This is a genomic window from Streptomyces sp. NPDC059142, assembly GCF_042755665.1.
Lineage (GTDB): Bacteria > Actinomycetota > Actinomycetes > Streptomycetales > Streptomycetaceae > Streptomyces.
Genome location: NZ_JBHZDA010000042.1, coordinates 42,033 through 57,845, shown reverse-complemented (window position 1 = coordinate 57,845; position 15,813 = coordinate 42,033). Strand labels below are relative to the sequence as shown.

Genomic DNA, 15,813 nt, shown 5'->3' with positions numbered 1-15,813 from the left:
CCTCGTACCCGTACCGGCCGTCGGGGGCCGGCGGGTCGTCACCCGGTCGTGTCGTCGTCCGCCGCGGTGTTCCCGGTCTCCGCCGCCAGGGTCCTGGCCCGCCTGGTGATCACCACGGCGGCGGCCGTCGCGCTGACGGCGAAGGCGACGGGGACCATCCAGTGCCGGTCGAACACATGGCAGGTGGCGTGGTCGAGGGAGTAGCGGCCCGCGCCCGCCAGCCCGAGGGAGGCTGCCGTCCAGCCGAGGAAGCCCGGGTACTCGAAGCCGCCCGACTGGGCGAAGAACCCGCTGGGCGCGTGCACCGCCGCCGCGCCCGCCATACCGCCGGCCGCCGCCGCGCCGGCCGCGGGGACGGCGAGGCCGAGCGCCAGCAGGACGCCGCCGCCCGTCTCGGCGATCCCGGAGGCGAGGGCGCTCTCCCGGCCGGGACGGAAGCCCATGGCCTCCATCCCCTGGGCGGTGCCGTCGAGTCCGGCGCCGCCGAACCAGCCGAACAGTTTCTGCGTACCGTGTGCGGCGAGCACCGCGCCGGTGCCCAGTCGCAGGGCGAGAAGGCCGAGGTCGCGTCGGACGGAACAGGTCATGGCGGGGCTCCGGGGGTGTCGGGGGCACGGGTGGTCCGGGGCGTACGTCTCCACTCTCGGCCGCGCGGCGCGGAAGGGGGATCCGTTGCTGGGCCGTACGGGTCCCCACGCGCGTGTGCGCCGCCCCCGGGCCGACCCGTGCCGTACGGGACGGGCCCGCCGCCGTGCTATCCGCCGCAGCGCAGCGCGCGGAGGTCGACGGAGTCCGCCATGGCCTTCATCCCGGCGTCGTTCGGGTGCAGATGGTCGCCGCTGTCGTACGCGGGGAGCATCCGGGTGGGGGCGGCCGGGTCCTTGGTCGCGGCGTCGAAGTCGACGACGGCGTCGAACGCGCCGCTCTCCCGTACGAAGGCGTTGACCTCCTGGCGGATCGCCTCGCCGTTCGCGTTCCACTCGCCCCAGCCCTGGTACGGCAGGACGGTCGCCCCGACGGCGCAGGCTCCGGCGGCGTGGGTCCGTTCGATGATCTTCCGGTAGCCGTCGATCACCTCAGCGGCCGTGGGCGCCGGGGTGGCCTTGATGTCGTTGACGCCTTCGAGCAGGACCACCGTCCGCAGCCCGCGCTGGGACAGGACGTCGCGGTCCAGCCGCTTCACGGCGCTCTCCCCCGCGCCGTCGGAGAGGAGCTTGTTGGCGGAGATCCCCTCGTTGGCGACGCCCTTGACCGGGGTGCGCCGGTCGTCGCCGAGCCGTCGCGCGAGGAAGTCGGGCCAGCGGCGGTTGGTGTCGGCGGTGGAGCCGGCGCCGTCGGTGATCGAGTCGCCCAGGGTGACGACGGCCCCGGTGCCGCGCGGCGCGTCGGCCACCACGGCGTCCAGGTAGTAACGGAAGCTCGTGCGCTGGGTGTACGCCGTGGCGTCGTCCTCGGCGGCATGGTCGCCGGCGGGCGCGATGTACGAGGTCTGGTGTCCCATCCGGTGACCGGTGGCGGTGCCGGACGCGTCCCGTACGTACAGGCTGACGGCGAGATCCGCGTACGGCCGTACGGTGCCCGGCAGCGGATCGCTGTAGACGGAACCGCCCGCCGGTACGGTGACGGACGCGGCGCCCCGGAAGGTCAGCGCGCGGTTGGTGCCGGGCACCACGGAGGCGCCCGAGGCCACGGTGCCCGCGTAGGCGCGGCCGAAGGTCACCGGCTGCTCGCCGAAGGCGTTGGAGAGCCGGATCCGCAGGGCGCTGCCGCCCGTGCTGGTGCGGACGACGACACGGTGGGTGCGATCGGGGACGGCGGTGTCCAGCCGGTCGGCGCTGGCCGCCCAGGTGACCACCTGGGCGGTGCGCGCGGCGGGGGCGGCGGAGGCCGCGTGGGGGACGGTGGCGGCGCCGAGGGCGAAGGCCATGACGACGGCGACGCGCCGGGCGCGGCGGGGTAACTCCACACTTCTCATCGCGGGTTGATGCCTCTCGTAGCGACAGTCGTGCCCATGACATGAGACAAGGCCGCCTCCGGGTGCGGCCTCACTTGATGACACGGGTACGGAGCGCTTCCGGTTCGACGCGCCCCGGCGGGGACGGAGCGGTCCTGCCGTACGCGTACGGCGTGTGCCGTGCTCGCGCGCGGCACCCGCCGTACCGGCAGGACGGGTCAGCTACGGGGCGGGCGCTCCCCGCCCGCCGGCGGTTCCTGCGTGCCGAGCTGTTCGTCGATCTTCTTCTGGGCGGTGTCGACCTGGCTCCGGTACTTGTCGCCCGTCTTCCGGTCGAACGCGTCACCGGCCTTCTCGACCCCCTGGTGGGCGGTGCTCTCATGCCCCTTGATCAGGCTCTTCAGCTTGTCGAGCATCGACATGTGCGGCTCCTCGCTCGGTACGTGTCCCCGACCACCATCACCGCTCCCCGGCGTTCCCGCACGTCGGCGCGGTCCATGGCGGGGACGCGCGGCACCGGCTCAGCGCGCCGGGCCCGGGGCCCCCGCCTCCACCGCCTCGCCCTCGGTGTCCACGTGCGGCAGGATCCGGTCCAGCCGGCGGGGTGTCCACCAGGCGGCCGGGCCCAGCAGGGTCATCACCGCGGGGACCAGGAGCAGCCGGACGATGGTGGCGTCGATCAGGACGCTGACGGCGAGCCCCAGGCCCAGCATCTTGACCACGATGTTGTCGCTCAGGATGAACGCGGCGAAGACGCTGACCATGATGAGCGCCGCGCAGGTGATCACCCGGGCCGTGATCTCCAGCCCGTGGGCGACGCTGTCCCCGCTGCGGTGGGTACGGCGCCAGGACTCGTGGACCCGGGAGAGCAGGAAGACCTCGTAGTCCATGCTCAGTCCGAAGACGATCGCGAACATCATCATCGGTACATAGCTCTCGATGGGCACGGTCCCGTTGACGCCCAGCGCGGGCCCGCCCCAGCCCCATTGGAAGACGGCGACGACGACCCCGTACGACGCGGCGATCGAGAGGAGGTTGAGCACGGCGGCCTTGAGCGCGACCAGGAGCCCCCGGAACACGATGAGGATGATCAGGAAGGCGAGGCCGACCACCACCCCGATGATGAGCGGCAGCCGGGCCGAGATGAGGTCGAGGAAGTCCTCCTGGGCTGCGGTCGTGCCGGTCACATAGGTCGTGGCGTCGGTGCCCGCCGCGCCGTGCGGCAGGACGTCGTCCTTGAGATGACGGAAGAGCGTGGCGGTCCCCGCGGACTGCGGGGAGGTGCGGGAGAGCGCCGTGGCGGTCAGGACGTCGCCGTCGCCCGCCGGGGTGAGCGGGCTGACGCTCGCCGCGCCGGGGACGTCGGTGAGCGCCTCGGTCAGGTGGGACGCGAGCGTGGAGCGGTCGGACGCGGGGACCTTGCTCTGGTCGACGACGAGGGTGAGCGGGCCGTTGGCGCCGGGGCCGAAGCCCTCGGAGATCAGGTCGTAGGCGCGCCGGTCCGTGAAGCTGGTGGGGTCGGCCCCGTCGTCGATATGGCCGAGGCGGATGGAGAACACGGGGATGGCGAGGACGCCGACGACCACCAGCCCGGCGAGCAGGAACCACCACGGGTGGTGCTCGACGCGCCGGGCGTAGCGGTGCCAGCTCCCGGTCGCGCCGGTGTGCGCCCGGGTGCTGCCGCCGCCCTTCCGTTCGGCGCGTACGAGGGCCGGATCGGCGACGCCCTCCGCGACCGGGCGGCGCACCCGGTAGCGGTCGATCCGGCGTCCCGCGAGCCCGAGCAGGGCCGGTACGAGGGTGAGCGCGCCGATGACGGCGGTGACGACGGTGACGGCCGCGGCGGCGCCGAGTTTGCCGATGAAGCTGATCCGGGAGACGTACAGCCCGGCGAGGGCGACGATCACCGTGCAGCCGGAGACCAGGACGGCCCGCCCGCTGGTGGCGGCGGCGCGGCCCGCCGCCGCCACCGGGTCCACGCCGTCCATGGCCTGCTGGCGGTGGCGGGTGATCAGGAAGAGCGCGTAGTCGATGCCGACGCCGAGGCCGATCATCGTGGCCAGGGTGGGCGAGACGCTCGCGAAGGTGAAGGCGGCGGCGATCAGGCTCAGACAGGCCAGCCCGACGATGACCGCGATCAGCGCGGTGAGCAGCGGGATCCCGGCGGCGATGACGCTGCCGAAACCGATCAGCAGGACGATCACCGCCACCGCGAACCCGATGGCCTCGCTCGTCAGGTCCCCGGCCTTCGGGCGGGCGAGTTCGCCGAGCGGTCCGCCGTACTCGACCTCGACGCCGGCGGCGCGCAGCGGCTGTACGGCCCGGTCGACGCCGTCGAGGTAGGAGTGGGGGAAGGTGGTCGGGCTGGCGCTGAAACGGACGCTGATGTAGCCCGTCCGGCCGTCGGAGGTGAGGGCTCCGGTGGGCGGGGCGGAGGGGGAGGCGGGCAGCGGGCTCGCCGCGGACAGGACGTGCGGGAGCTTCTGGAGGGAGGCGACGGCCTGGTCGATCTGGCTCTGTACGGCGGTGAGGGACTGCCGTCCGTCGTGCAGGACGACCTGGGCGCCGGTGCCGGAGGCAGCGGGCGCGTGCTCGGCGAGCACCCGGGCGCCGGTGTCCGACTGGGTTCCGGGGAGGGCGAAGTCGTCGGAGTAGGTGCCCCCGAAGGAGTTCTGCAACCCGTGCAGCGCGCCGAGGGCGACCAGCCAGGCGACGATCACCACGACGAAGTGGCGGGCGCACCACGTGCCGAGGCGCTGGAGGAGGCCGGGCCGCGCCCGGTCCGGCACCGCTTTCCCGTCCGTACCGCTGCCTGCGGTCATGCGTACCCCCAGAGGGTGCGAGCATCGTCCATCCATGACCTGTGTGGGGTCATCTGGGTCCATATGACCAGAAGGGCGACGGTGACGCTCTGGGGGACGCGGCGGGGTTCAGGCCAGTCGGGCCGTCAGCCGGTGGGTGCCCGCGGGAGCGCTGTGGAGGGCGCCGAGCGGGTCGGGGGTGGCGTCCCCGGTGGGGGCGGCGCCCACCAGCAGGACCTTCCAGGGGCGGGTGCTCCCCGTCTCCACGGTGATCTCGTCTCCGTCGCGCCGGGTGGTGAAGGCCGCGGCGGGTCCGGAGCCGTCGGGCGCGGGGACGGTCGTGACGACCTCCGCGCCGTCCGCCGGCGTGTGCACCCGCAGGGTCACACCGTCCGCCCAGTCGTACTCGGGGCCCTCTTCGACCGCGCCGAGCGGGAGCACGGAGCCCGGCCTGGCCAGCAGCGGCAGGGTGTCGAAGCCGTGGGTCTCGCTCCGCCAGCCGGGGCCGGTGACCTGGGCGCCGGTGAGGATGTTGGTCCAGACGCCGTCGGGGACGTAGTACTCGACCGAACCGTCCTCGGTGAAGACCGGCGCGACCAGCAGGTCGTCGCCGAGCAGGTACTGCCGGTCGAGGGGGCGGCAGGCCGGGTCGTCGGGGAACTCCAGCACCATGGCGCGCATCACGGGGGTGCCGCTGTCCCTGGCCTGGGTGGCGGCGCGGTAGAGGTACGGCATCAGCCGGTGCTTGAGCCGGGTGAAGTCGCGGGTGACGGCGACGGCCTCGTCCCCGTAGTCCCACGGCACCCGGTAGGACTTGGAGCCGTGCAGCCTGCTGTGCGAGGAGAGCAGGCCGAACTGGACCCAGCGCTTGAAGAGCGCGGGGGTCGGGGTGCCCTCGAACCCACCGATGTCATGGCTCCAGAACCCGAACCCGGACAGGCCCAGGGAGAGTCCGCCGCGCAGCGACTCGGCCATGGCCTCGAACGTGGACTCGCAGTCGCCGCCCCAGTGCACGGGCAGCCGCTGGCCTCCGGTGGTGGCGGAGCGGGCGAAGACGACGGCCTCGCCCTCGCCGCGCTCCTGACGCAGCAGTTCGAAGACGGTCTCGTTGTAGATCTGCGTGTAGTAGTTGTGCATCCGCTCGGGGTCGGAGCCGTCGTACCAGGCGACGTCGACGGGGACGCGCTCGCCGAAGTCCGTCTTGAAGCAGTCGACGCCCTGGTCGAGCAGGACGCGCAGCTTGTCGGCGTACCAGGCGCGGGCGGCCGGGTTGGTGAAGTCGACGAGGGCCATCCCGGGCTGCCAGCGGTCCCACTGCCAGACGTCTCCGTCGGGCTTCCTCAGCAGATAGCCCTCGGCCATCCCCTCGGCGAAGAGGTGGGACTTCTGGGCGATGTACGGGTTGATCCAGGCGCAGACGCGCAGCCCGCGCTCGCGCAGCCGGGCGAGCATGCCCTCCGGGTCGGGGAAGACGTCGGGGTCCCAGACGAAGTCGCTCCACTGGTACTCGCGCATCCAGAAGCAGTCGAAGTGGAAGACGCTCAGGGGGATCTCGGCGTCGGCCATGCCCTGGACGAAGCGGTTGACGGTGGCCTCGTCGTACGAGGTGGTGAAGGAGGTCGAGAGCCACAGGCCGAAGGACCAGGCCGGGGGCAGCGCGGGACGGCCGGTGAGCGCGGTGTACCGGGCCAGGATCTCCCGGGGTCCCGGGCCGTGGACGACATGGAACTCCAGGCTCTGGTCCTCGACGCTGAACTGGACGCGCCCGACGGCCTCGGAGCCCACCTCGTAGGAGACCTGGCCCGGGTGGTTGACGAAGACGCCGTAGCCCCGGCTGGTGAGGTGGAACGGGATGTTCTTGTACGCCTGTTCGCTGCTGGTGCCGCCGTCCGCCTGCCAGATGTCCACGGTCTGCCCGTTCTTGACGAACGGGGTGAAGCGTTCGCCGAGCCCGTACACGCTCTCCCCGACGGCGAGCGAGTGCTGCGCGAGCATGAAGTGCCGGCCGTCGGCGTCGGTCGCGAAGCCGGCTCCCCGGCCGCCGATCGAGGTCAGGGTCTGTCCGCCCGCGGTGAAGTCGAGTTGCCAGGGCGCGTCGGTGTCGGTCCTCAAGGTGAGTTCACCGGAGGTGAGTTCGATCGTGGAGCCCTCCCTGACCACCTTGCCGGCGCCGGTCCCGGAGCCGGTGGTGAGCGCGAACTCCGGCGTCCTCGGGGCGCGTCCGCCGTGGTGGGTGAGGCGGACGCCGATCACGCCCTCGGCGGGCGACCAGCACTCGACGGTCACCAGGGGGGCGTTGAGGGTGTCGCCGCGGTGGGTGACCCGCCCCACCGGGGCGTAGAGGGTGACCCGGTCGTCGGCGACCTCGGCGTCGGCGACGGAGACCGCGTACCGGGCGGTGACGCCGGGGCGCATCTGCCAGTACCCGTCGGTGAACTTCATCGGTGCTCCTGCTCTGTGGAAGGGGCTGGTTCGGGGCGGTGGTCCATGGGTCGGCGTACCCCGTCCGGCGGGGCCGAGGCCGTCATTTGACGGACCCGCCGGTGATGCCGGCGGCCACGTACTTCTGGGCCACGACCAGCAGGACCGCGGCGGGGACCGCGGAGACGACGGCGGTCGCCATGACCGCGCCCCAGTCGCTGACATGGGCGCCGATGTACTCGTACATGGCGAGGGTGATCGGTTTGACGTCGTCCGTGGTGTTGAGGGTGAGCGCGAACATGAAGTCGGACCAGGCGAAGAGGAAGGTGAACAGCCCTGCCGTGATCAGGGCGTTGCGGCTCATCGGCAGCACGATCCGGACGAAGGCGGTGAACCGGCCCGCGCCGTCGACCAGCGCGGCCTCCACGACCTCGCGCGGGATCGACACCATGAAGGCGCGCAGCAGCACGATGGCGAACGGCAGTCCGAGCGAGGCGTCGGCGAGGATCAGTCCCAACGAGGAGTTGACCAGGCGCAGTTCGACGTAGGCGCTGTAGAGGGCGTTGGCGATGACGATGCCCGGGACCATCTGGGTGATCAGGGTGGCGAACACGATCGTACGGCCGCCGCGCACCCCGAGCTGGGCGAGGCCGTACGCGGCGGGCGCGGCCAGCGCCAGACAGACCACGACGGCGCCGAGGGCGACGACGAGGCTGGTCACCAGGGAGCCTCCCTGGCTGCTCAGGGCGCGCTGGAAGTTGTCCCAGCCGGGCGAGGTGGGCAGCCAGTGGGTCTCGGCCAGGCTCTCGCCGGGCTGGAGGGCGATGTTGACCATCCAGTAGAGCGGGAAGAGCAGCACGGCGAGGACGAGAAGGGCGAGGACGGTGGAGGCGGCGCCGCGCGGGCGGCCGGCGGTGGAGGCGGTGGTGGTGGACACGGCGGTCACTTCCCCTGGCCGAAGTCGGAGCGGTTGGCGCGCAGATAGAGCACGGCGAAGACCGCGCTGACCAGGATGAGTACGTTGCCGACCACCGCGCCCTGTCCGAAGTTGAGCTGCTGGAAGGAGAGTTGGTAGGTGACGGTGCCCAGGGTCTGGGTGGAGTCGGCGGGGCCGCCCCCGGTGAGGGCGAGGATCAGGTCGAGGATCTTCACCGTGGACATGAAGCCGAGGATGAGGACCACGGTGACGACCGGGCGCAGCAGCGGCAGGGTGAGGCTGCGGAAGGTGCGCCAGCGCCCGGCGCCGTCGAGCGAGGCGGCCTCGTACAGGTCGCGGGGTATCTCCTGGAGCCCGCCGTAGAGGATCACCATGTTGAACGGGATGCCGATCCAGATGTTGACGAGGACCGCGGAGAGCAGGGCCACGTTCGGGCTGCTGAGCCAGGGCACGGCGGACGAGGTCAGATGCAGGTCCATCAGCAGGGTGTTGAGGACGCCGGTGTCCTGGTCGAGGAGTTTGCGCCAGACGACGGCCGAGACGACCATCGGGACGAGCCAGGGCAGCAGCAGGACCGCGCGGACGAAGCCGGAGAGCCGGAAGCGGCGGGAGAAGAACACGGCGAGCGCGAGACCGATGACGAACTGTCCGAGCAGCGAGCCCGCGGTGAAGAGCAGGGTGTGCCGGAGGGAGCTGGTGAAGAGCGGGTTGTCGAGGACGCCGCGCCAGTTGTCGAGCCCGTTGAAGGGGGCCTCGCCGGTGAAGTAGGTGCGCGGGGTGAAGCGCTGGAAGCTCATGACGACGTTGCGCACGAGCGGATAGCCGAAGAAGGCCAGCATGTAAAGGAGGGCGGGGGCGACGAAGAGCAGGCGCAGGATCGCGGCGCGGCGTCCGGGCCGGGCGGGCGCGCCGGTGGCGTCCGCGGGGGCGGGGGCGGTGTCCCCGGAGGGTCTTCCGGCGGGCGCGGGGGCGCCGGCGGTGGTGGTGGTCATGGCGGGTCTCCTCACGTCACTCGCCGGCCGTGGCCCGTGACTGGGCCTGCTTCAGGGCGGCTTCGGGTGTGGCGCGGCCGGTCAGTACGGACTGGAAGGCGCCGGCGAGGGCGTCGGAGACGACCGGCCAGCGGGCGCCGACCCGGTCGGTGCGGGAGCGGGCCGTGGCGACCTGATCGGCGAAGGCGCCCAGCTTCGGGTTCTGGGCCTTGTACACGGCGGCGGCGGACGCCCGGGTGGGGACGTTGTAGACGGACTCGCCCCAGGAGACCTGGTTGCGCTGTTCGTTGAGGCAGTCGATGATCCGCGCCGCGGTCCGCTGGCGCCCGGTGTCGCCGGTGCGGGGCAGGGCCATGACCGTACCGCCGATCGGGGGTACCGGCGGGCGGCCCGCCTCGGGGACGGGGATCGCCGCGACGGCCCAGTCGAGGTCCTTGTGCTCGCCGAGCACCGGGACCTGCCAGGGGCCGTTGATCATCATCGCGGCCCGTCCGGCGATGAACTGGTCGTTGACGTCCTGCTGGTTCCAGTTGACGACGGCGCTGGAGGCCGACCTGTCGTCGATCAGCTCCTTCCACAGGTTCAGGGCGGGGGCGCCCTTGCCGTCGTCGAGACGCGCCTCGTCACCGCCGGCCGACCAGAAGAACGGCAGGAACTGGTAGACGCCGTCCGCGTCGGGGGTGGCGCTGAAGGCCATCCCGTAGGTGCGGCCCCGGGTGAGCTTCTTGGCGGCCGTCTTCAACTCGTCCCAGGTGGTGGGCGGTTCGACGCCGGCCTCGCGCAGCAGCTCGGCGTTGTAGATCAGGGCGAGGGAGTTGACGGACCGGGCGATGCCGTACTGCTCGCCCCGGAAGCTGCCCATGGAGACGGCGCCGGGCGACATCCCGGTCACGTCCACGCCCACGTCCTTCAGCGGGAGGAGGCCGCCGGTGTCGGCGAACTGCGGGAGTTCGGAGCCGTCGAGTTCGAGGATGTCGGTCAGCGAGTGGGACGAGGCCATCCGCAGGGCCTTGGACACCACCTGGCCGGCGGGGACGCTGGTCTGTCTGACCTTGACGCCGAGCGGCTCCGCGCAGCGGTCGAAGAACTTCTGCTGCTGGTCGTGTTCGTGGGTGTCGGTGGCCGAGTTGAGGACGGTGAGGGTGCCGGGGTCGGGCAGCCGCGCGCACCCGGCGAGCGGGACGAGGGCCACGAGCGCGGTGAGGAGCACGGCCGGCGCCGGGAGGCGGCGGATCGGGTGCATGGAAAGGGGCTCCGTTCGGTCTACAACGCTGTATGGAGACGGAGATGCACGTGGGGGGACGGGGAGGCGCCGGTGGGGAGGCGGGAGGGTGCGGGGGGTCGGCGGGGACGGGCGGAAGCGTGCGGGAGAACTGGTGTCGAATCGATTCGATTCAACGCTGCGGCGATGGTAGGCGCTCGCCGAAACGGCGACAAGGGCCGAGCGGTCCCTTCGCCGCGGACGGGCGGGATCCGGCCGGGGTCAGCCGCGCGGCGCGCCGAGCGGCAGCGCGCCCGGCAGCAGGACCGGCGCGATCAGCAGATGTCCGACCGAGTCGGCGAGCAGCCGCGCGCCCGGCTCCGTGTGCTCGGCGCCGCGCGCGGTGTCCTCCCGCAGTACGGCGGCGGCGCTCACGGCGAGCCGGGTGACCTCGGTGGCCAGGGTCGGGACGGGCAGTTCGATCCGGGGCAGCCGGCTGCTCGACGGATCGCCCGGCAGCGTACCGATGACGACGACGGTGACGTCCTCGGGCACCCGCAGCCCGGCCGCCGTGACCGACGCCAGGATGTGGTGGTGCGCGGAGGGGTGCTGCACGATCAGGGCGGTCGGCGGCGCGCCGGTCCCGGGGTCGCTCCCCGGGCGCCGGGTCCCGTCGGCCGTCCGCTCCCCCAGCAGCGTACGGAGCCGGTGCGCCAGTCTGGCCGGATCGCCGACGGAGTGGACGACCCGGACGGCGGCGCCGGTGGTACGGGCGCCCCGGCGGGCGCCGGCGATCCCGCGCAGCGCGTAGCTGCGCCGCCCCCGTACCTCCGGTTCCCCGGGCGCGAGATAGACCAGCTCGCGGTGGCCCGCGGCGGCGAGTTCCCGGACGGCGAGCGCCGCGGCCTCCTCCCAGTCGAGATCGGTCCAGGGCAGGGCGTCCTCGTCGGCGGGCCGCCCGATCAGGGCCGCGGGGAAGACCAGTTCGCGGACGACGTCGATCCGTGCGTCCTCCATGTCGACGGCCATGAGGACCGCCGCGTCCGCGAGACCGCTGAGCGCGACGCGCCGCAGCCCCTCCGCCTTGTCCTGCGAGGTCGTCAGGAGGAGGTCGTGGCCGAGGGTGTTGGCCGCGTCGCTGACCTCGATGGCGAACCGGCCGTCCACGGCGTGCCGTTCACCGGCCGCGCGGGGCAGCGCGAGGGCGATCACATGGGTGCGGCTGCTGCGCAGGGTCCTGGCGCTGGCGCGGGGGTGGTAGCCGAGCGCGTCGACGGCCTCCTGGACGCGCCGGCGGGTCTCCTCGGAGATCGAGCGGGAGCCGTTGAAGACATAGCTGACGGTGCTGGGCGCGACCCCGGCCCGCTGGGCGACGTCCCTGATGGTAGCCATCTCGACCCCTTCGGTGGTGCGGGAACGACGCCGGAGGACGTGCGGCAGCCCTGGCCGTTCATCGTATCGAACGGCTCGGAGGGCGGGTCCGAGCGCCGGTCCGTCCCACCCGGGGGGGGCGGGCGCGGGCCCGGGACAGACGTGGGCCCGGGGTGGGCGCGGGGCTCAGCCGGGTGTGTCCGGCGGCGCGCACACCCGCTCCAGGTCCGTGGCGAGCGCGCGGGCGCCCCACGGTGCCTCCACGCACACCCCGCCGGGCGCCGGATCCGCCTCCGCGCGGTGGAGTACGGGAGCGGCGCCCGGATCCGCCCCGGCGGTCAGCGTCCAGCCCGCCGCCCGTACGGTGAACGCGCCGGACGCCGGGCCCGCGCGCAGCGCCGCCGCCGTCCAGACGACCAGCGCGTGCGGATCGGGCGTGGACGGCCGGGGCAGCCTCCAGAGGCGGGTGAGGTCCCCGGGGTCCGGGGTGACCACCGGCCCCGACAGGGTGTGTACGGCGGCCCAGAGCGCGTCGAGTTCCGCGCAGTGGCGCCAGCGTCCGGCCCGGTCGGCGAGTTGCCAGCCGCCGCCGGGCCAGGGCCTGGCGGTCAGCCGGGTCCCGGCCAGCAGCCGCCGTACGGCGCGGTGCCGGGCGGCCGTACCGCCGGGTCCGAGCGGCGCCACCCGCTCCGTCCAGCGGGTCGCGGGACGGCCGCACGCTCCGCACACGCCGGTCAGCCCCTCTCCGTACGGCGGGCCACCGGGGCGACGGGGCCTTCGGTGTGTCCGTACCGGCGGGGCGTCATGCCATCACGTCGCCGCTGTTGGGGCCGAGGGTCTGCCCCACGTAGAGATTGCCGCCGGGGTCGGAGGCGAGGAGCAGCACGGTCGGCGCGATCTCCTCGGGCCGTCCGAACCGGCCGAGCGGCAGCTCCGCCTGCTTGGCGCGCTTCCACTCCGGGCTGAGCCCGTCCACCAGCGGGGTCTCGACCGGCCCCGGGGCGACCGCGTTGACCAGCACGTGGTGCGGGGCGGCCTCCCGGGCCAGTGCCTTGGTGAAGCCGATGACCCCGGCCTTGGCGGCCGAGTAGTGGGTCAGCCCCTCGCCGCCCTTCTGCCCGAGCTGCGAGGCGATGTTGACGATCCGGCCGCCGCCCCGCGCGATCATGTGCGGAAGGGTGTAGCGGCAGCTCAGGAAGACGCCGCGGAGATCCACGGCGATGGTCTCGTCCCAGACGGACGGGTCCATCCCGGTCAGCGGGACCTCGGTCAGGATGCCCGCCGAGTTGACGAGGACGTCCACCCCGCCGTGGTGGCGGACCACCTCCTCGACCGTCTCCCTGACCTGGTCGGCGTCGGCGACGTCGAGGGTGTGCAGGGTGACGGCGGCCGTGGCGGGCAGCCGGTCGCGCAGGGCCGCCAGTCGCTCGGTGTCACGGTCGGCGAGGGCGAGCCCGGCCCCCTCACGGACGAACGCCTCGGCGACGGCGGCGCCGATGCCGCTGGCGGCGCCGGTGATCAGAACGGTGCGCGGGGTGGGGTCGGGGGTCGGGGCCGGGGTGGTCATGGGGTCTCCGTGAGGTGGTCGTGGGGAGGCGGGGCGGGGCGGGATGGATGGGACGGACAGGACGGACGGGACGGACGAGACGGACAGGACGGACGGAACGGACAGGACGGACGGGACGGACAGGACGGGCGGGGTCAGTCGGGGAAGCGGACCGTCAGGCCGCCGTCCACGACGAGCTGCTGCCCGGTGATGTACGAGGCCTCGGGCGCGCACAGGAAGCGGATGGCGGCGGCCACCTCCGCCGGGCGCCCCACCCGGCCGGCCGGGATGGACGAGCCCGCCGCGCGCAGCCCCTCGGGGCCGAGCGAGTTGCGCGCGTCGAGCGACTGCGGGGTCTCGATCAGCCCGGGGATCACGGAGTTGGCGCGGATGCCCCGGGGCGCCAGCTCCACGGCGAGCGAGCGCACCAGGCCCAGCACCCCGGCCTTGGCGGCGGCGTAGTGGGCGTGCTCGCCCCAGCCGTACACCCCGCCCGCGATGGACGAGACGGCGAGCAGCGCGCCCGGTCCTGTCATCCGGGCGACCGCCGAGCGGAAGGTGCGCATGACCCCGGTGAGGTCGACGCCGAGCATGCCCTGCCAGCTCTCGTCGGTGAGTTCAGCGAGCGGCGCCCGGCGCAGGATGCCGGCCGCGGCGACGGCGATGTCGAGCCGGCCGTACGTGTCCACGGCGGCCCGCGCCAGCCGCTCGGGTCCTGCCTCGCCCGCGACGTCCGCCTCGACGGCCAGACACCGGCCACCGGCCGCGCGGACCGCGTCGACGGTCTCGGCCGGGTCGTGCGGATCCGCGGTGTGGAAGCCGATCACGGTGTCGATGCCCGCTTCGGCGAAGGCGACGGCCGTCGCCCTGCCGATACCGCTGGCGCCTCCGGTGATGAGGGCCGCGCCGCGCTGTCGTTCTCCGGTCATGGTGGTGGGATCTCCTTGTCGGGCTGCCGGACGGGCCGGGCCCGGTGGGGGCGGGCCGGGCTCCGTGGGGCGGTTCGGGCTTGCTGGGGACGGGCCGGGCTTGATGGAGGTGGGCCGGGCTTCCCGGGGGCGGGTCGGTCAGACGGCCGCGGGGGCCGGGGCGGGGGCGGGGCGGCGGTCGACGTCCCGGGCGCCGAGCATCACGAGCCCGGAACCGAAGATGCCGACGGCTCCGGCGAGGAAGGCGGCGAGGGTCATCGAGGCGCCGGCCGAGAGCAGCGCGCCGAGCAGCGCGGAGCCGACGATGGCGCCGACCGGGCCCATGGTGTGGGCGACATTGGAGCCGATCCCGCGGACCTGCTCGGGGAACGACTCGCTCATGTAGAACAACATCGCCGAGTAGGGACCGGTCAGGAAGAACAGCCCGAGCGCGTAGAGGCCGATCACGGCCGCCGTCGAGGCGGGGCCGAAGAGCATGGCGGTCATGGCGGCGCCGCCGCAGCTCCAACCGATGATGATGGTCGTACGGCGGCCGATCCGGTCACCGAGCCAACCGTGGAAGACGTAGCCGAAGAAGCCGGCGAGGTTGGCGAGGACGAGGACCAGCAGCGCGCTGCCGAACGAGACGCCCTTGGCCTCGACGAGCACGGTCGTCCCGAGCACCGAAAAGATCTGGATGCCCATCCAGTTGAGCAGCCAGGCGGCCGAGAGACAGAGCGTGTGACGGCGCAGCGCGGGTGCGAAGACCTCCCGCACCCCGGGCTTGGTCGCCTTGGTCTCGATGCCGGCCGACTTCTCGACGGCGTCGGCCTCGGCGGAGCGCCCTTCGGCGCGCAGCGCGCGGGCCTTCTTCAGGCCGAGGAAGACCGGGGACTCGGGCAGGGTGCGCATCAGCAGGGCGATGATCAGCGCGGGGACGGCCGCGATCACGAAGCTGCCGCGCCAGCCGAAGGTGGGCAGGGTCAGGGCCGTCACCCCCGCTCCGACCAGGGCGCCGACCGGCCAGCCGCTCTGGACGAAGCTGAAGAGCAGTCCGCGGCGCGGGTGTTTTCCGTAGATCTCGTTGAGGTAGACGGTGTTGACGACCTCCTCGGAGTAGCCGAACCCGGAGAAGGCGCGGATGCCGACCATGGAGATCGCCCCGCCGGCCAGGGCGGTCGCGGCGGAGGTGAGGGCGGCCCCGGCCGAGGTGATCATCAGGGCCGGGCGGCGGCCGAAGCGGTCGAGGATCGGACCGACGCAGAGCGAGACGACGAAGGTGCCCGCGGTGACACCGGTGACCACGTTGGCGGCGGTGGCGGTGGACCAGCCGAAGTCCTCGGCGATCTTGGGGAGCAGGGTGCCGAAGAGGGTGAAGTCGTAGACGCTGAAGACCCAGGCCAGGAAGCAGATGACCGAGGCGCGGACCACGAGCTTGCGGGGCGGGGTGCCCGGCTCGGTTATGGCGGGGGTTTCGGCGGACGAGGATGTCGCTGACGGGTTCACGGGCGTACTCCGATACGTACGAAGAGGACGTGGGGACGGGGGCGCCGCGGTGGGACGCGCGGGCGCGGAGGTGACGGGGCGTGGTACGGCGCCGTCGCGGCGCGGTGTGCGGGGACCGGGAGCGGGCCGGTCCCGGGGCCCCCCCCCCGGGGGGGCGCGCGGGCCGCCCCCGGCGC

At 73.3% G+C, this 15,813-nt stretch carries 13 protein-coding genes; all 13 read right to left on the bottom strand.

Translation table 11 applies throughout. From position 1 onward, the window contains the following. Positions 1-38: 38 nt before the first annotated feature. A complete protein-coding gene (locus ACFXPK_RS17495; protein WP_384994721.1) occupies positions 39-587 on the bottom strand; it encodes a DoxX family protein in 549 nt (182 codons plus the stop codon). Positions 588-754: 167 nt separating this feature from the next. Then, a complete protein-coding gene (locus ACFXPK_RS17490; RefSeq protein ID WP_385076205.1) occupies positions 755-1,975 on the bottom strand; it encodes an SGNH/GDSL hydrolase family protein in 1,221 nt (406 codons plus the stop codon). A gap of 197 nt (positions 1,976-2,172) precedes the next feature. Then, positions 2,173-2,376, bottom strand: a complete 204-nt coding sequence (locus ACFXPK_RS17485) for an antitoxin (protein ID WP_384994725.1) — start codon at positions 2,374-2,376, stop codon at positions 2,173-2,175. A 99-nt stretch (positions 2,377-2,475) separates the two neighbouring features. Then, positions 2,476-4,776 (bottom strand): MMPL family transporter, encoded by a 2,301-nt coding sequence (locus tag ACFXPK_RS17480; protein ID WP_385076202.1) that lies wholly within the window; start codon positions 4,774-4,776, stop codon positions 2,476-2,478. A 108-nt stretch (positions 4,777-4,884) separates the two neighbouring features. Beyond that, complete coding sequence (yicI, locus tag ACFXPK_RS17475; protein ID WP_385076199.1) at positions 4,885-7,197, bottom strand: alpha-xylosidase; 2,313 nt, start codon at positions 7,195-7,197, stop codon at positions 4,885-4,887. Between the two features lie 82 nt (positions 7,198-7,279). Continuing rightward, entirely contained in the window at positions 7,280-8,122 is an 843-nt protein-coding gene (locus ACFXPK_RS17470) for a carbohydrate ABC transporter permease (RefSeq protein ID WP_384994730.1), read from the bottom strand. Beyond that, positions 8,119-9,105: a carbohydrate ABC transporter permease gene (locus ACFXPK_RS17465; protein WP_384994732.1), complete on the bottom strand. Its 987-nt coding sequence runs from the start codon at positions 9,103-9,105 to the stop codon at positions 8,119-8,121. Before ACFXPK_RS17465 ends, ACFXPK_RS17470 begins: the two co-directional genes overlap by 4 nt. 16 nt (positions 9,106-9,121) lie before the next feature. Then, entirely contained in the window at positions 9,122-10,348 is a 1,227-nt protein-coding gene (locus tag ACFXPK_RS17460) for an extracellular solute-binding protein (RefSeq protein ID WP_385076196.1), read from the bottom strand. A 240-nt stretch (positions 10,349-10,588) separates the two neighbouring features. Next, positions 10,589-11,698, bottom strand: coding sequence for a LacI family DNA-binding transcriptional regulator (locus tag ACFXPK_RS17455; RefSeq protein WP_385076193.1), 1,110 nt, complete (start codon positions 11,696-11,698; stop codon positions 10,589-10,591). Between the two features lie 165 nt (positions 11,699-11,863). Further along, positions 11,864-12,361, bottom strand: coding sequence for a hypothetical protein (locus ACFXPK_RS17450; protein WP_385076190.1), 498 nt, complete (start codon positions 12,359-12,361; stop codon positions 11,864-11,866). A 118-nt stretch (positions 12,362-12,479) separates the two neighbouring features. Further along, positions 12,480-13,244, bottom strand: coding sequence for an SDR family NAD(P)-dependent oxidoreductase (locus ACFXPK_RS17445; protein WP_385076187.1), 765 nt, complete (start codon positions 13,242-13,244; stop codon positions 12,480-12,482). A 134-nt stretch (positions 13,245-13,378) separates the two neighbouring features. Then, the gene (locus ACFXPK_RS17440; protein ID WP_385076184.1) at positions 13,379-14,152 is read right to left on the bottom strand and encodes an SDR family NAD(P)-dependent oxidoreductase; all 774 of its coding nucleotides are present in this window, start codon (positions 14,150-14,152) and stop codon (positions 13,379-13,381) included. Positions 14,153-14,290: 138 nt separating this feature from the next. After that, positions 14,291-15,637, bottom strand: a complete 1,347-nt coding sequence (locus ACFXPK_RS17435; protein WP_384994746.1) for an MFS transporter — start codon at positions 15,635-15,637, stop codon at positions 14,291-14,293. Positions 15,638-15,813: the final 176 nt, after the last annotated feature.

Coding starts and splice junctions, on each gene's coding strand:
- ACFXPK_RS17490 (WP_385076205.1), bottom strand. CDS start 1,975: ATGAGAAGTGTGGAGTTACCCCGCCGCGCCCGGCGCGTCGCCGTCGTC.
- ACFXPK_RS17445 (WP_385076187.1), bottom strand. CDS start 13,244: ATGACCACCCCGGCCCCGACCCCCGACCCCACCCCGCGCACCGTTCTG.
- ACFXPK_RS17495 (WP_384994721.1), bottom strand. CDS start 587: ATGACCTGTTCCGTCCGACGCGACCTCGGCCTTCTCGCCCTGCGACTG.
- ACFXPK_RS17460 (WP_385076196.1), bottom strand. CDS start 10,348: ATGCACCCGATCCGCCGCCTCCCGGCGCCGGCCGTGCTCCTCACCGCG.
- ACFXPK_RS17455 (WP_385076193.1), bottom strand. CDS start 11,698: ATGGCTACCATCAGGGACGTCGCCCAGCGGGCCGGGGTCGCGCCCAGC.
- ACFXPK_RS17440 (WP_385076184.1), bottom strand. CDS start 14,152: ATGACCGGAGAACGACAGCGCGGCGCGGCCCTCATCACCGGAGGCGCC.
- yicI (WP_385076199.1), bottom strand. CDS start 7,197: ATGAAGTTCACCGACGGGTACTGGCAGATGCGCCCCGGCGTCACCGCC.
- ACFXPK_RS17480 (WP_385076202.1), bottom strand. CDS start 4,776: ATGACCGCAGGCAGCGGTACGGACGGGAAAGCGGTGCCGGACCGGGCG.
- ACFXPK_RS17465 (WP_384994732.1), bottom strand. CDS start 9,105: ATGACCACCACCACCGCCGGCGCCCCCGCGCCCGCCGGAAGACCCTCC.
- ACFXPK_RS17485 (WP_384994725.1), bottom strand. CDS start 2,376: ATGTCGATGCTCGACAAGCTGAAGAGCCTGATCAAGGGGCATGAGAGC.